Origin of the sequence: Nonomuraea sp. NPDC003560 (assembly GCF_042878785.1) — a bacterium.
GTDB lineage: Bacteria > Actinomycetota > Actinomycetes > Streptosporangiales > Streptosporangiaceae > Nonomuraea.
Map to the genome: position 1 here is coordinate 772,523 of NZ_JBIAOF010000002.1, position 14,312 is coordinate 786,834.

General features: G+C 68.9%; 13 protein-coding genes. 4 read left to right on the forward strand and 9 right to left on the reverse strand.

Features of this window, described 5'->3' with window-relative positions; all coding sequences use genetic code 11:
* Positions 1 to 34 precede the first annotated feature (34 nt).
* The 6 genes from ACFYUV_RS08940 to ACFYUV_RS08965 form a co-directional block, all read right to left on the reverse strand.
* Positions 35 to 436, reverse strand: coding sequence for a hypothetical protein (locus ACFYUV_RS08940; RefSeq protein WP_352358300.1), 402 nt, complete (start codon positions 434 to 436; stop codon positions 35 to 37).
* Positions 437 to 495: 59 nt separating this feature from the next.
* The gene (locus ACFYUV_RS08945) at positions 496 to 1,293 is read right to left on the reverse strand and encodes an ABC transporter ATP-binding protein (RefSeq protein WP_352331023.1); all 798 of its coding nucleotides are present in this window, start codon (positions 1,291 to 1,293) and stop codon (positions 496 to 498) included.
* Positions 1,290 to 2,228, reverse strand: a complete 939-nt coding sequence (locus ACFYUV_RS08950; RefSeq protein WP_358293827.1) for an ABC transporter ATP-binding protein — start codon at positions 2,226 to 2,228, stop codon at positions 1,290 to 1,292. The genes ACFYUV_RS08945 and ACFYUV_RS08950 overlap by 4 nt, the downstream gene beginning before the upstream one ends.
* Positions 2,218 to 3,216, reverse strand: a complete 999-nt coding sequence (locus ACFYUV_RS08955) for a branched-chain amino acid ABC transporter permease (protein ID WP_364390627.1) — start codon at positions 3,214 to 3,216, stop codon at positions 2,218 to 2,220. Before ACFYUV_RS08955 ends, ACFYUV_RS08950 begins: the two co-directional genes overlap by 11 nt.
* Positions 3,217 to 3,232: 16 nt before the next feature.
* Complete coding sequence (locus tag ACFYUV_RS08960; RefSeq protein WP_387666584.1) at positions 3,233 to 4,390, reverse strand: branched-chain amino acid ABC transporter permease; 1,158 nt, start codon at positions 4,388 to 4,390, stop codon at positions 3,233 to 3,235.
* A gap of 519 nt (positions 4,391 to 4,909) precedes the next feature.
* Positions 4,910 to 5,260 (reverse strand): PaaI family thioesterase, encoded by a 351-nt coding sequence (locus ACFYUV_RS08965; protein WP_387645449.1) that lies wholly within the window; start codon positions 5,258 to 5,260, stop codon positions 4,910 to 4,912.
* A 131-nt stretch (positions 5,261 to 5,391) separates the two neighbouring features.
* Between ACFYUV_RS08965 and polA the strand changes: the two genes are divergently transcribed.
* The 3 genes from polA to rpsA all read left to right on the forward strand — a co-directional run bounded on the left by polA (position 5,392) and on the right by rpsA (position 10,973).
* Complete coding sequence (gene polA / locus ACFYUV_RS08970; protein WP_387666587.1) at positions 5,392 to 8,082, forward strand: DNA polymerase I; 2,691 nt, start codon at positions 5,392 to 5,394, stop codon at positions 8,080 to 8,082.
* A gap of 161 nt (positions 8,083 to 8,243) precedes the next feature.
* Positions 8,244 to 9,299 (forward strand): polysaccharide deacetylase family protein, encoded by a 1,056-nt coding sequence (locus tag ACFYUV_RS08975; protein WP_387666590.1) that lies wholly within the window; start codon positions 8,244 to 8,246, stop codon positions 9,297 to 9,299.
* A gap of 192 nt (positions 9,300 to 9,491) precedes the next feature.
* Positions 9,492 to 10,973, forward strand: a complete 1,482-nt coding sequence (rpsA, locus tag ACFYUV_RS08980) for a 30S ribosomal protein S1 (protein ID WP_352358288.1) — start codon at positions 9,492 to 9,494, stop codon at positions 10,971 to 10,973.
* A gap of 366 nt (positions 10,974 to 11,339) precedes the next feature.
* On the opposite strand, the gene ACFYUV_RS08985 is transcribed toward rpsA, so the two are convergent.
* Together ACFYUV_RS08985 and ACFYUV_RS08990 are read right to left on the reverse strand one after the other, a co-directional pair.
* The gene (locus ACFYUV_RS08985; RefSeq protein WP_387666593.1) at positions 11,340 to 12,164 is read right to left on the reverse strand and encodes an SDR family oxidoreductase; all 825 of its coding nucleotides are present in this window, start codon (positions 12,162 to 12,164) and stop codon (positions 11,340 to 11,342) included.
* 54 nt (positions 12,165 to 12,218) lie between these two features.
* Positions 12,219 to 12,959 (reverse strand): SDR family NAD(P)-dependent oxidoreductase, encoded by a 741-nt coding sequence (locus ACFYUV_RS08990; RefSeq protein WP_387666596.1) that lies wholly within the window; start codon positions 12,957 to 12,959, stop codon positions 12,219 to 12,221.
* A 121-nt stretch (positions 12,960 to 13,080) separates the two neighbouring features.
* On the opposite strand from ACFYUV_RS08990, the gene ACFYUV_RS08995 reads away from it, so the two are divergent.
* The gene (locus ACFYUV_RS08995; RefSeq protein WP_387666598.1) at positions 13,081 to 13,680 is read left to right on the forward strand and encodes a TetR/AcrR family transcriptional regulator; all 600 of its coding nucleotides are present in this window, start codon (positions 13,081 to 13,083) and stop codon (positions 13,678 to 13,680) included.
* Positions 13,681 to 13,891: 211 nt separating this feature from the next.
* Here the strand turns inward: ACFYUV_RS08995 and ACFYUV_RS09000 are convergent, their stop codons facing one another.
* Complete coding sequence (locus tag ACFYUV_RS09000; RefSeq protein ID WP_387666600.1) at positions 13,892 to 14,098, reverse strand: 4-oxalocrotonate tautomerase family protein; 207 nt, start codon at positions 14,096 to 14,098, stop codon at positions 13,892 to 13,894.
* Between the last annotated feature and the right edge of the window lie 214 nt (positions 14,099 to 14,312).

Sequence of the window (14,312 nt, forward strand, 5' to 3'; positions counted from 1 at the left end):
AAAGGGCCCGGTCCGCGCGGACCGGGCCCTTCCGTCATGCGCAGCCGGCCACGATCTGCTCGGCGGCGGCCCGGTACTGCCGCAGCAGCGCGACCTGCCGCGCGTGCGGCACGTCGTTCCTGGACAGGCCCGCGGTGGCCGTCTCGACGCTCTGGACGGCGGCGTGCAGCGAGGCCGGCAGCCGGTCGCCGAACTGGAGCGTGATGCCGCGCAGCTCGGCCAGCCGGCCGATGACGGCGTCCTCGAAGTACTGCTGCTCCTCCTGGCCCTTCGGCCTCAGCATCAGGTCGGCGTAGCCGATGGCCGAGACCACGCGCGCGCACGGGCTGTCGGTCGGGTCGCCGCCGGTGCTGTACCGCTGCGCCGAGGAGGCGTCCTCCTGGCAGCCGACGAGCAGGACGGGCAGGACGAGCGCCACTGTCAGCATTCGTTTCACAGCGTTCATTAAAAAACGGAGAAGGGGCCCCGGGGGAGCCCCTTCTCCGTTCGATCCGGTTACGCCTTGGCCAGCGTGCCCAGGTACAGCTCGATGACCTTGGGGTCGTTGGCGAGCTGCCTGCCGGTGCCGGTGTAGGCGTTGCGGCCCTGGTCGAGCACGTAGCCGCGGTGGCAGATCTGCAGGCAGCGGCGGGCGTTCTGCTCCACCATGATCACCGTCACGCCCGCCTTGTTGATCTGCTGGGCCTGGATGAAGACCAGGTCCTGGAGCTTGGGCGACAGGCCCGCCGACGGCTCGTCCAGCAGCAGTACCGACGGCTCGGTCATGAGCGCCCTGGCCATGGCCACCATCTGCCGCTCACCGCCGGACAGGGAGCCCGCGCGCTGCTTGCGGCGCTCCTTGAGCGCCGGGAAGAGCTCGGCGACGAACTCGAAGCGCTCCTTGAACTTGCCGGGCACCTGGAAGGCGCCCATCTCCAGGTTCTCCTCGATGGTGAGGCTGGGGAAGACGTTGTTGGTCTGCGGCACGTAGCCGACGCCGCGGGAGACCAGCGAGTGCGCCTTCATGTTCGTGATGTTCTCACCCTTGAGCAGCACCGTGCCGCTGCGGATGTTGACCAGCCCGAACATGGCCTTCAGCAGCGTCGACTTGCCGGCGCCGTTGGGGCCGATGATGCCGATCAGCTCGCCCTCTTTGACGTAGAGGTCGGAGCCGTTGAGGATGTTGACGCCCGGCAGGTAGCCGGCGATCAGCTCGTCGCACCGCAGCACGGCGTCTTCGGCGCCTTCCAGGTGCGCGGTGCGGTCGGTGACGGCCGCCTGCGACTCGGGGGCGGCCTCGGGGGCGTCGCTCACTTCTGCGTCTCCTCTTCGATCTCGGCCTCCAGGGCCGCCTCGGCCTCGTGGAGCTGCGACTCCAGCTCGGTGTCCGAGAGCGGGGCGTCGTGGTGGGCGCCGAGGTAGGCGTCGATCACGCGCTCGTCCGACATGATCGTGTCGGGCGGGCCCTCGGCGATCACGGCGCCCTGCGCCATGACGATCACCCAGTCGCTGATGTCGCGGACCATGTCCATGTCGTGCTCGACGAACAGCACCGTCATGCCCTGCTCGCGCAGGTCCTTGACGTGGCCGAGCAGCGACTGGGTCAGGGCCGGGTTCACGCCCGCCATGGGCTCGTCCAGCATGACCAGCTCCGGCTGGACCATGAGGGCGCGGGCCATCTCCAGCAGCTTGCGCTGGCCGCCGGACAACGAGCCGGCGAAGTCGTCCCGCTTGGCGCCCAGCTTGAAGCGTTCGAGGAGCTCCTCGGCGCGGACGGTGATCTCGTCCTCCTGGCCGCGCCACATCGACGGGATGAGCGCCCGCCAGAACGTCTCGCCCTTCTGCCGCTGGGCGCCCAGGCGCATGTTCTCCATGACGGTCAGGCGGGACAGCGCCTTGGTGAGCTGGAAGGTGCGCACCATGCCGGCGCGGGCGACCTTGTGGGCCGGCACCCCGCTCATGCTGCGCCCGTTGAACGTCCACGAGCCGGAGTCGGCGGTGTCGAAGCCGGTGAGCTGGTTGAAGAAGGTCGTCTTGCCGGCGCCGTTGGGGCCGATCAGCGCGGTGATGGAACCCCGCTGGATCTCGACGTGGGCGACCTCGACCGCGGTCAGGCCGCCGAAGCGGCGCACGACGTTGTCGACGGTGAGGATCGGGTCCGGCTTCGGCACGCCCGGGTCGCGGGCCAGGTCCTTGAAGGCGGCCAGCGCCGCGGCCTTGCGCTCGGTGGCCGTGGTTTCAGCGTGCATTGATTGCTATCTCCCTCTTGTCGCCGAAGATGCCCTGTGGCCGGAAGATGAGCAACAGGACGAGACCCAGGCCGACCAGGATCCAGCGGACGGCGCCCACCTGGTTCGTGTCCATGAAGGTGATGATCCCGGCGCCGACGGCCTCGGACAGCACGCCGTAGATCAGGACGAGCAGCACCCAGAAGATCGACGCGCCCACGACGGGACCGAGCACGCGGGCGGCGCCGCCGAGGATGACCATCGTGTACGCGTAGAACGTCGTCTCGGTGCCGAAGATGTCGGGCTGGACGGAGGCGTAGGCCAGGCCGTAGATGAAGCCGCCCAGGCAGCCCACGACGCCGCCCAGGATGAGCGACTGCATCTTGTAGGAGAAGACGTTCTTGCCGAGGCTGCGCACGGCGTCCTCGTCCTCGCGGATGGCCTTGAGCACGCGGCCCCAGGGGCTCTTCATCAGCAGGTAGACCAGCCCGCAGCACAGGGCGATGAGCACCCAGCCGACGGTCAGCACCCACAGCACCCGGTGGTTGAAGAACAGGGGGATGGAGCCGAGGTTGAAGCCGTACTGGCCCTCGGGGTAGGGGTTGAGCGCGTAGAAGCCGTCGGAGAAGCCGCGCTGGCCGTCCGAGCCGCCGAAGACGCTCTTGAAGGCCACCGAGCGGAACACCAGCCGGACGATCTCGGCCGCCGCGATGGTCACGATGGCCAGGTAGTCGGCGCGCAGCTGGAGGGTCGGGATGCCGAGCAGGATCGCCAGGAGCACCGCGGCGAGCAGGCCGACGATGATGCCGACCCAGAACGGCAGGCCCATGACGGTGACGGTGACGGCCAGGCCGTAGCCGGCCACGCCCATGAACGCCGCCTGGCCGAAGTTGAGCAGGCCGGTGTAGCCGAATTGGATGTTGATGCCGATCGCGGCGAGCGCGTACAGCACGGTCTCGACGCCGACCGCGGACTTCAGCGTCGTGCTGATGATCGTGATCCAGTCCATTCTGATCCTCCCCCGATCAGCCGATTCGCTCGCGGCGGCCCAGGATGCCCTGGGGCCGGACGAGGAGCACGATGATGAGCACGACCAGCGCGCCGACGCTCTTGAGCTCCGGCGGCACCCACAGGGTGGAGACCTGGATGAACAGGCCGACCACCAGCGAGCCGACCAGCGCGCCGAAGGCGGTGCCGAGCCCGCCGAGCGTGACGCCGGCGAAGATGAGCAGCAGGATGTCCTGGCCCATCGTGTACTTCAGGTTCTGGGAGAGCCCGAGCATGATGCCGGCCAGCGCCGCGATGGCGCCGCCCAGGGTCCAGATGATCCGGATGACCCGGTCGACGTTGATGCCGGACGAGGCCGCGAGCGCGGGGTTGTCCGACACGGCCCTGGCCGCCTTGCCGGTCCGGGTGCGCAGCAGCGCGAAGCCGACCAGGAGCAGCACGGCCAGCTCGATGCCCATCGCCACGAAGTTCTTGGGCGCCGCGGAGATCGGCCCGACCTCGATGCCCGGCTGGGCCGTGTACTGGGCGTAGGCCTCGTTCTGGCCGCCGAAGAAGATCAGCATGACGTAGCGCATGACCAGCGCGACGCCGATGGAGACGATCATCATGGCGACGATGCCGGTGCCGCGCCTGCGCAGCTGGCCCCAGAAGAGGCGGTCCTGGGCGTAGCCGAACGCGCCGCCCAGCGCCACGGCGAGCACCGCGGCGGGTATGAGATGGAGGCCGAAGCCCACGTTGAACATGTAGGCCAGCACCGCGCCGAGCGTGACCAGCTCGCCGTGGGCGAAGTTGGTCAGGCCGGTCGTGCCGTAGATCAGCGACAGGCCGAGCGCGGCCAGGGCGATGATCAGCCCGAGGTTGAGCCCCTCGAAGGCGAGCTGCGCCGCGGTGTCCCAGACGCTGCTCTCCCCGCTGTCGTCTCCCTGCGGCTGCCCGGCGACACCCTTGGCCTGCAACGCGAACAGCACGGTCGAGCAGTTGCCCTCGAAGACGGTCGGCGTGCGCACGTTGCTGCCGCCGCGCACCTCGGCGTTCTTCGGAAGGGAGTTCGGGTCAAGGGTGACCTTGAACTTGCCCTTGTCGGTAGGAACTTCCCACGTGCCCTGTGCGTTTGTTGTGACCTCCTTGACGGGTTGTCCGCCCTCGGTGGTCACGGCGATTTTGACGCCGTTCACTGGCTGGCCTTGGAGTTTGAGCGTCCCCTTCAAACCCTGGCATCCGGCCGGCCCCGCCTGCGCGGGACTGGCCAGCAGGAAGATGAGTCCACCCAGGAAGGCCGTGAACGCGATCACGGCTCTGCGCAATGGTGCTCCCTCAAATAGGTCAAGGCGGGGTTGTACCCCTCCATCTCGACACGCGCGCATCGCAGGCACAACTGGGATGCAATGGCGGGAGCTTATTCCGCAGACGCCCGTTTCAGTATGGTTCGTCACCAATTAGTGACATGCGTGTGCCACACATGTGAGCAAACAACGCGGCAGGTCAGGGGCTAAATGAGGGAAGACGCCTGGCCCACGCCGAAAACGAAACGGTAACGATGGGGAGAAAACGTGGACGAGCCCGCGGAGCGGCCTTTGGGGCCATGTAGGGCTTCCCCGGCCGCACACGTTATCTACCGGGCCTCCCCGCGGGCTCTGTTCGGACAACCGTAGCGATCGATGGGGCCGCTGCGCAAAGGTTCGGTCAAAGTGACGTCAGGGGCGCTGGTCGCGCAGCATGCACGTCAGTCTGGAGGTGCACACCCGCCGTCCCTCCTCGTCGGTGATCTCGATGTCGTACGTCGCCAAAGTGCGTCCGCCGTGCAACCGCGTCGCGACCCCGGTCACGTACCCGGAGGTCGCCGAGCGGTGGTGGGTGGCGTTGATCTCGATGCCGACGGCGATGCGGCCGGGGCCGGCGTGGATCGCCGCGGCCACCGAGCCCAGCGTCTCGGCCAGCACCGCCGAGGCGCCGCCGTGCAGCAGGCCGTAGGGCTGGGTGTTGCCCTCGACCGGCATCCTGCCGACGACGCGCTCGGGCCCGGCCTCGACGAACTCGATGCCCATGCGGTGGGCCAGCGTGCCCTCGTGCACCGCGCCGTACGCGGAGAAGTCCAGCGGATCGGTCTGCGTCAAGGGGATGTCTCCACTCTTCCGAGCTCGGGTTTTCTGTCGTTGACGCAGACTAGGCTGCGTACGTGCCGAAGAGTGAAGTGACCCCCAGCCGCCCGTGCCTGTTGTTGCTTGACGGGCATTCCCTGGCCTACCGCGCCTTCTACGCGCTCAAAGACGCCAACCTCATGACCACCGACGGTCAGCACACCGAGGCGGTCTACGGGTTCACCTCGATGCTGACGAACATTTTGCGCGACGAGCAGCCGACCCACGTGGCGGTGGCCTTCGACCGGTCGGAGCCGACGTTCCGCCACGAGGAGTACTCCGACTACAAGGCCAACCGGAGCGAGACGCCCGAAGACTTCCGCGGCCAGATGCAGCTCATCTACGAGCTGCTCGACACGCTGCGCATCCCGCATCTGTCCAAGGCGGGCTTCGAGGCCGACGACCTCATCGCCACCCTGGCCACCCGCGCGGCCGGCGACGGGATGAACGTCCTGATCGTCACCGGCGACCGCGACGCCCTGCAGCTCGTCGACGAGCACGTCACCGTGCTGATGACGCGCCGCGGCATCAGCGACATGACCCGGTTCACCCCCGAGGCGGTCGAGGAGAAGTACGGCCTGACCCCGGCCCAGTACCCCGACTTCGCCGCCCTGCGCGGCGACCCCAGCGACAACCTGCTGTCCATCCCCAGCGTCGGCGAGAAGACCGCGGCCAAGTGGGTGCGCGAGTTCGGCTCCCTCACCGCGCTGGTCGACCGCGTCGACGAGGTCAAGGGCAAGGTCGGCGACAAGCTGCGCGAGCACGTCGCCCAGGTGCTGATGAACCGCCGCCTGACCGAGCTGCTGCGCGACGTGCCGCTCGACGTCGAGCTCGGCGACCTCACCCAGGGCGCGTGGGAGCGCGAGGAGATCAACAAGCTGTTCGACACCCTGCAGATCCGCGGCGAGCTGCGCGAGCGCGTCTTCAAGGTGCTCGGCACCGGCGAGGCGGAGCCCGAGCAGGGCTTCGAGGTCGAGACCGTCATCCTCGGCCCCGACCGGGTGGCCGGCTGGCTGGCGGCGCTCCCGCAGGGCCGCGCCGGGCTGGCCTTCAAGGGCTCCTACGGCAGCGGCTCGGGCCGCATCGACGGCATCGCCGTCGCCTCGCCCGACGGCACCGCCGCCCACATCGACCCCGTCAAGCTCACCGAGGCCGACGAGGCGGCGCTGCGGGCGTGGCTGGGCGACGAGAGCAGGCCCAAGGCCGTCCACGACGCCAAGGGCCCGATCCTGGCCCTGTGGGCCCAGGGCATGGAGCTGCGCGGCCTGAGCTGCGACACCGCGCTGGCCGCCTACCTCGCCATGCCGGGCCAGCGCACGTTCGCGCTGGAGGACCTGGCCAGGCGCTACCTCCACCGCGACCTGCGGGCCGAGGAGGAGTCCGGCGGCCAGGCCGCCCTGTTCGGCGACGACGAGGACGCGCCGGCCAAAGACCTCGCGCTGCGCGCCCACGCCGTGCGCGAGCTGGCCGACTCCCTTGAGGGCTTCCTGGCCGGCCGCGGCGGCACCCAGCTCCTGGCCGACGTCGAGCTGCCGCTGCTGTCGGTGCTGGCCGAGATGGAGCGGGCCGGCATCGCCGTCGACAGCCAGTACTTCGCGGGCCTGGAGGCCGAGTTCGGCGCCGCGGTCAAGCACGCCGTGGAGGAGGCCCACCGCTCCGTCGGCGAGCAGTTCAACCTGGGCTCGCCGAAGCAGCTCCAGGAGATCCTGTTCACCCGGCTCAACCTGCCGAAGACCAAGAAGATCAAGACCGGTTACAGCACCGACGCCGACCAGCTCGCCTGGCTCGCCACCCAGACCGAGCACGAGCTGCCGACGATCATGCTGCGCCACCGCGACCAGCAGAAGCTGCGCACCACGGTCGAGGGCCTGATCAAGGAGGTCGGCGACGACGGGCGCATCCACACCACGTTCAACCAGATCATCGCCGCCACCGGCCGCCTGTCGTCGGAGAAGCCCAACCTGCAGAACATCCCGATCCGCACCGCCGAGGGCCGCCGCATCCGGCAGGGCTTCGTGGTCGGCGAGGGCTACGAGCGGCTGCTGACGGCCGACTACAGCCAGATCGAACTGCGCATCATGGCCCACCTGTCGGGCGACGAGTCGCTGATCGAGGCCTTCGAGTCCGGCCACGACTTCCACCAGGCCACCGCGGCCCGGGTGTTCGACCTGCCGCCCGAGCAGATCGACAGCGAGCTGCGGGCGCGCATCAAGGCGATGAACTACGGCCTGGCCTACGGCCTGTCCGACTTCGGCCTGTCCGGGCAGCTCAACATCCCGGTCTCGGAGGCGCGGGCGCTGAAGGAGGAGTACTTCACCGAGTTCGGCGGCGTGCGCGACTTCCTGCAGGCCATCGTGGCCCAGGCGCGCACCGACGGCTACACCGAGACGATCATGGGCCGCCGCCGCTACCTGCCCGACCTGACCAGCGACAACCGCCAGCGCAGGGAGATGGCCGAGCGCATGGCGCTCAACGCCCCCATCCAGGGCTCGGCGGCCGACATCATCAAGGTCGCCATGCTCCACGTCCACCAGGCCATCGCCGAGGAGGGGCTGGCCTCGCGGATGTTGCTGCAGGTCCACGACGAGCTGGTGTTCGAGGTCGCGCCCGGCGAGCTGGAGACGCTGCGGCAGCTCGTGTGCGACCAGATGAACGCCGCCTACCACCTGCGCGTTCCGCTGGAGGTCTCGGTGGGCGTCGGGCGCACGTGGCAGGACGCCGGCCACTGACGATGTTTATCCCGACACGGCGGGGCAGTCCGACATATCGCGAACGGCGTGGCCCCGCCGTCTCCGGGGCTTCTCGTCTACGCTGATGACAGTTTGGCCGAGATGTCGGGAGATTTGTGCGGGTACCAGCGTCCTTCACGCGGATCATCGCAATCGCGAACGTGGCCGTGGTGACCGTGGCCGTCGTCGGGCTGAGCCTCTTACCTGACGGTGAGACTCCTACTACCCAGGCGTCGGCCCGGGTCGGCGTGATCGCCCCCGTCTCACCCCCGCAGGGGCAGCCGCAGGACACCTCCCAGCCGCCCGGCGTGGTCGCCACCCCCGAGTTCGCCCGGCAGGTGCGCGCCAACGAGGCGGGCCTGGTGCCGGTCATCATGTACCACCGGATCCTGCGCAAGCGCGTGGCCTCCATCGACCGCACCCCCGCCCAGCTCAGGCAGGAGCTGGAGAAACTGGCCAGGCAGGGCTACGTGCCCATCACGGCCAGGGAGTTCGCCACCGGCGACATCCGGGTGCCGGCCGGGCGGTTCCCGGTCGTGCTGACGTTCGACGACGGTCACCCGAGCCACTTCGCGCTCGACGACGCGGGCAACCCCGAGCCCGACACCGCCGTCGGCGTGATCCTCGACGTGGCCGCCCGTTACCCCTCGTTCCGGCCGGCCGCGACGTTCTGGATCACCCGTGAGCCGTTCGGGCTGCGCGACCGGGAGCGGCAGGCGGCCGCGGTGCGGTGGCTGGTCGATCACGGCTTCGAGGTCGCCAACCACACCTGGTCCCACCCGGACCTGCGGCGGCTGGGCAAGAAGAAGGTGCGCGAGCAGATCGTCCGGCTGGAGCGCCTGCTGAAGAAGCTGGGGGCGCCGCCGGACAAGACCCTGGCCCTGCCGTACGGGTCGCTGCCGCGGCCCAAGAAGCTCGCCCGTACCGGCTCCTGGGACGGGACCCGCTATGATTTCGCGGGCGTGTTCCTCGCCGGGGCCCAGCCGTCGCTTTCGCCCTTCGCGAAAAACTTCGACCGTGGGGCGATCCAGCGGATCCAGAGCAACGGCAAGCGGGGAGAGTGCCGCAAGTGGTGCTCGCAGTACTGGCTGGAGTGGCTGAACAAGCACCCTGGCGAGCGCTACGTCTCGGACGGCGATCCCACGCGGATCTCCGTCCCGCGCAGACTACGGGGTAATATCAACCCCAAGCGGGAGTCCCAGATCATCGGGTACTGATGTGCCTCCGGATTGACCCCGTGGCCAAGGTCTCATATGCTGATCGCTGCGCTGTGGGCTCGCGCGCGCCTCAGACGGAGCGGGCTCGCGCTCGGTCACGTCGATGTCGTAATTCCTCGGCTTGATGCGGAAGAGGGCCTGCCGCGCATCCGCCACATCGACATCCTGTCCGCGTTCGGAGCAATTCCACACATGACGTCCAGCACTGAGGCCACCTCGAGCACCCCGCAGGTAGCGGTCAACGACATCGGGTCCGAGGAAGCCTTCCTCGCAGCGATCGACGAGACCATCAAATACTTCAACGACGGCGACATCGTCGAGGGCACCGTCGTCAAGGTCGATCGAGACGAGGTCCTTCTCGATATCGGCTACAAGACCGAGGGTGTCATCCCCTCGCGCGAGCTTTCGATCAAGCACGATGTCGACCCTGCTGACGTCGTGGAGGTCGGGGAGCACGTCGAAGCCCTGGTTCTCCAGAAGGAGGACAAAGAGGGCCGCCTGATCCTGTCCAAGAAGCGCGCCCAGTACGAGCGCGCCTGGGGCACGATCGAGAAGATCAAGGACGAGGACGGCATCGTCACCGGTACCGTCATCGAGGTCGTCAAGGGTGGTCTCATCCTCGACATCGGCCTGCGCGGCTTCCTCCCCGCCTCCCTGGTCGAGATGCGACGGGTCCGCGACCTGCAGCCGTACGTCGGCCGCGAGCTCGAGGCGAAGATCATCGAACTCGACAAGAACCGCAACAACGTGGTTCTCTCCCGCCGCGCCTGGCTGGAGCAGACGCAGTCCGAGGTTCGCCAGACGTTCCTCAACACCCTGCAGAAGGGCCAGGTCCGCAAGGGCGTCGTCTCTTCGATCGTCAACTTCGGCGCCTTCGTCGATCTCGGCGGGGTCGACGGTCTGGTCCACGTGTCCGAGCTGTCCTGGAAGCACATCGACCACCCGTCCGAGGTCGTCGAGGTGGGCCAGGAGGTCACGGTCGAGGTCCTCGACGTCGACATGGAGCGCGAGCGCGTCTCCCTGTCGCTCAAGGCCACGCAGGAAGACCCGTGGCAGCAGTTCGCCCGTACCCACCAGATCGGCCAGGTCGTGCCGGGCCGCGTCACCAAGCTGGTGCCGTTCGGTGCGTTCGTCCGGGTCGAGGAGGGCATCGAGGGCCTGGTCCACATCTCCGAGCTGGCCGAGCGCCACGTGGAGATCCCGGAGCAGGTCGTCCAGGTCGGCGACGAGATCTTCGTGAAGATCATCGACATCGACCTCGACCGTCGTCGCATCAGCCTCTCGCTGAAGCAGGCCAACGAGGGTGTCGGCACCGAGGTCGAGTTCGACCCGACCCTCTACGGCATGGCGGCCACGTACGACGACCAGGGCAACTACATCTACCCCGAGGGCTTCGACCCGGAGACCGGGGAGTGGCTCGAGGGCTTCGACAAGCAGCGTGAGGAGTGGGAGCGGCAGTACGCCGAGGCCCAGACTCGCTTCGAGGCTCACCGCAAGCAGATCGAGGAGGCCCGCAAGGCCGAGGCGGAGGCCGGCGAGGCCGCTCCCTCGTCCTACAGCGGCGAGACCGCTCCTCCGTCGGGCAGCTCGTCGTCGGCTCCGGCCAGCGGCGCGCTCGCCTCTGACGAGGCGCTCGCAGCCCTCCGCGAGAAGCTCGCGGGCGGCCAGAGCTAAGGCTCAGCCTTGAAAAGCCCCGCACGGGTTTCCGTGCGGGGCTTTTTCATGCCCTTCTCCGGGACGGGCCTCGCGGGGGGCTTGCCGTAGGGGGATCGCCGGGGTGGTCATGAGCTGGGCCGCCGTGACGGCGACGGCCTGGTGGTGCTCGCGCCGCCGCCGGCGCGACTCCGACATCGACACACCGTGCCGTGCCGTGAGTAGGTGGTCGTCCTCCGAGGCCACTCCCACCGGCCGCCGGTCTGCGAGCAGGGGTGTGGCCGCGCCCGAGCGGAGGTCGTGGCCGCCTCAGGCAAGATCAGCGATACGACGACACGCTCGCTGATCCGCGCAGCCAAGACCGTCGGCAGGCCGCTGACATGGAGGTCAGTAGGCGAGCTCCCCGATGCCGCCATCGACGCGCAGGACGGTGCCGGCGGTGTAGGCGGACTCGTCGGAGGCCAGGTAGACGGCCGCCTTCGCCACCTCGGTGGTGGTGCCGATGCGATGCAGGGGCACGGTCCGCCGGAGTTCGTCGTAGATGGCGGCCTGTCGCTCGGGGCCCAGCGACTTGAACGCGTCCGTGAGGGTCGGCCCCGGGCTCAGCCCGTTGACCCGGATGCCCCGGTCCTTCAGCTCATAGGTCAGCCCGCGGGAAAGGGACAGCAGGCCCGCCTTGGCGGCACCGTAGACCGCCGCGTTCTCGTGTCCGACGTAGGCGGAGACCGAGCCGACGAGAATGACCGAGGCCTGCTGTGACAAGAGCGGAAGCAAAGCTCTGACCAGGAAGAACGGCCCCTTGAGATTGGTGGCGACGAGCGTGTCGAACGCCTCCTCGCTCCATTGCTCGATCGGGAGATGGGTGACGTCGGCGGCGTTGCTCATCACGATGTCGAGCTTCGGCCATTCCTGCTGCAACCGCGCCGCGAGCGCCGCCTGGCCGGGGACGTCGCCGGCGTCGCTGACGATGGGCAGCAGCGGGCCGTCCAGCTGCCGGGCGGTCTCGGCCAGCCGTTCCGGTGAGCGGCCGGTGATCGCGACAATCGCTCCCTCGGCGAGGAACTGACGAGCTGTCTCCAGCCCGATGCCGCTCGTCCCGCCGGTGATCAGTGCGTGCTTTCCTGCAAGACGCCCCATGAAGTCATCCTCCTGACTGGCGCATAACGCATGGTGGTGGTGATGATGACGGGCCGTCCCGCCATCGCGAGGCACCCGCCAGAGGCCGGCCCCGTACTGCGGACGTGGCTCTGGCCGGTGCGTTCGGGGTCAGATGGCGGTGCGTCCGCCGTCGGCGGCCACGACGGCGCCGGTCACATAACTGGCCTGGTCTCCGGCGATGAAGGCGATGACGCGAGCGACCTCGGCCGGGGCGGCGGCGCGCTTGAGCGCGGTCGTCAGGCCCATGCCGCCGACGTCCGGTCCCATGACCGCCACCACCTTGGAGGTGGTCATCGGGCCGGGCGCCACGGCGTTGACGCGTACGCCGGAGGCGGCGAACTCGGCGGCCCAGGTGCGGGTCAGGGACTCCAGCGCTGCCTTGGTGGCGCCGTAGACCGCCATCGGCGGCATGCCCAGACCGGCGGCGGTGGAGGTGACGTTGACGATGCTGCCGCCCCCGCCGGCGGCCATCTTCGGTGCGAGCTGGGCGACCAGGATGAACGGCGCGCGCACGTTGACCGCGAAGGCCGCGTCGTAGGCGGCGAGGTCCTGGTCGGCGGTTGCGCTGAACGGGACGACACCGGCGTTGTTGACGAGGATGTCCACCGCCCCGGCCTCCTCGGCCAGCCGCCGCACCGCCTGCGGGTCGGCCAGGTCGGCGCCGATGAAGCGTACGGAGCCGGTCGCGCTGGTCCGCACGTCGTCCACGACCTGGGCGCCGCGGCCCGGGTCGGTGCCGGTGATGATCACGTTCGCCCCGCCGGCGGCGAGAACCTTCGCCGTGGCGTGCCCGAGCCCGCCGATGGCGCCCGATCCGGTGATCAGCGCCGTCTTGCTGTGAAAGTCCATGGGGTTCCGCCTCTCCGCCGGGTGCGAGCGCCGGCGACTTCTATGCAACCGTTCAATAAGTCGCTCGGCCTTCAACGTACAGACTTTTGTGCAAGCGGTCAAAAAGTCGTAACCTGGGCACATGGCACGGACAGGACGCCCTCGCGCATTCGACAAGGACCAGGCGCTGCAGCGCGCGCTGCTGCTGTTCTGGTCGCGGGGCTACGGAGAGACCTCCATCCAGGACCTCGTCGAAGCGCTGGATCTGGAGCGGGGCAGCCTGTACGGCGCCTTCGGCGACAAGCGGCAGTTCTACCTGACGGCGGTCCAGCTGTACTGGGACACCTATGAGCGTGAGCTGATCGCGGCGCTGGCGTCCGGGCCGGTGCTGCCGGCGCTGCGCGAGGTGCTCGCCAACCCGGCCCGGACACAGGAGTACGCCTCCGAGGCCGGCGTTCCGCAAGGGTGCATGATCGGCAACACCACCGCCGAACTGGTTCCGCAGGATGCCGAGGCCCGCGAGATCGTCGCCCGCTCGCACGACCGCTTCACCCGGATCGTCGCCGACGCCCTGCGCCGCGCGCAGGCCGACGGCGAGGTCGTCCGGGCCGCCACCCCCGAGGCCCAGGCGCAGCTCCTGCTGTTCACCGTCCAGGGCCTGTCCCTGGTCTCCCGCGCAGGACTCGACACCTCCGTCGCGCTCGCCGCCGTGGACGCCCTGATCGACGCCCTCCGCGCTTGAGCTGCGCCCTCCGCGCTTGAGCTGCGGCCTCCGGCCCACCCGACCCCAGGTGTGGTCACTCACCGCGGCTGGCCCTGCTGTCCGGGATGGCGCGGGTACATCCGCGACTTGGTTGGGCGATTCGGGACAGGTCACACGGTCTCTGCGCTGGGGGCCGGGGTGAGGCTCGGCGGTGGGACCGGGCCGGGGGCGGCCCGGTGTCCCGGACGGGTCAGCTGCGGCCGAGTATGTCCGCGGTGAGGATGTTGCCACCCAGACCCCAGCCGCCGTCCGGAACCTCCTCCAGGAGGACCAGGGTGGTGGCCCGAGCTTGTTCTCCGTAGACGGTGGCATAGGCGTCGGTGACTGCGTCGATGAGCTTCTTCTTGGACTCGGGGGTCAGGGTGTCGGCGGGAACCTTGAGGTTGGCGAACGGCATGTCGGTTTCCTAATCAGTTCTGGGAGTAGGCCATCCGGCAGACTCCTTGGTGGTAGCCGCCGGCAGGTGAGCACTCCGGTTTCCTGGACGGTGAGTCCTGACGAAAGACCGTGCCCCTGCCGTTGGCTGGGAGAGTTGATCGCTGATGGGATGTCGTGCCTGCCCTGGTGGCGTGAGCACTGCTTGATTAGGTCGCTGAGGTTCTCCCGCTGGC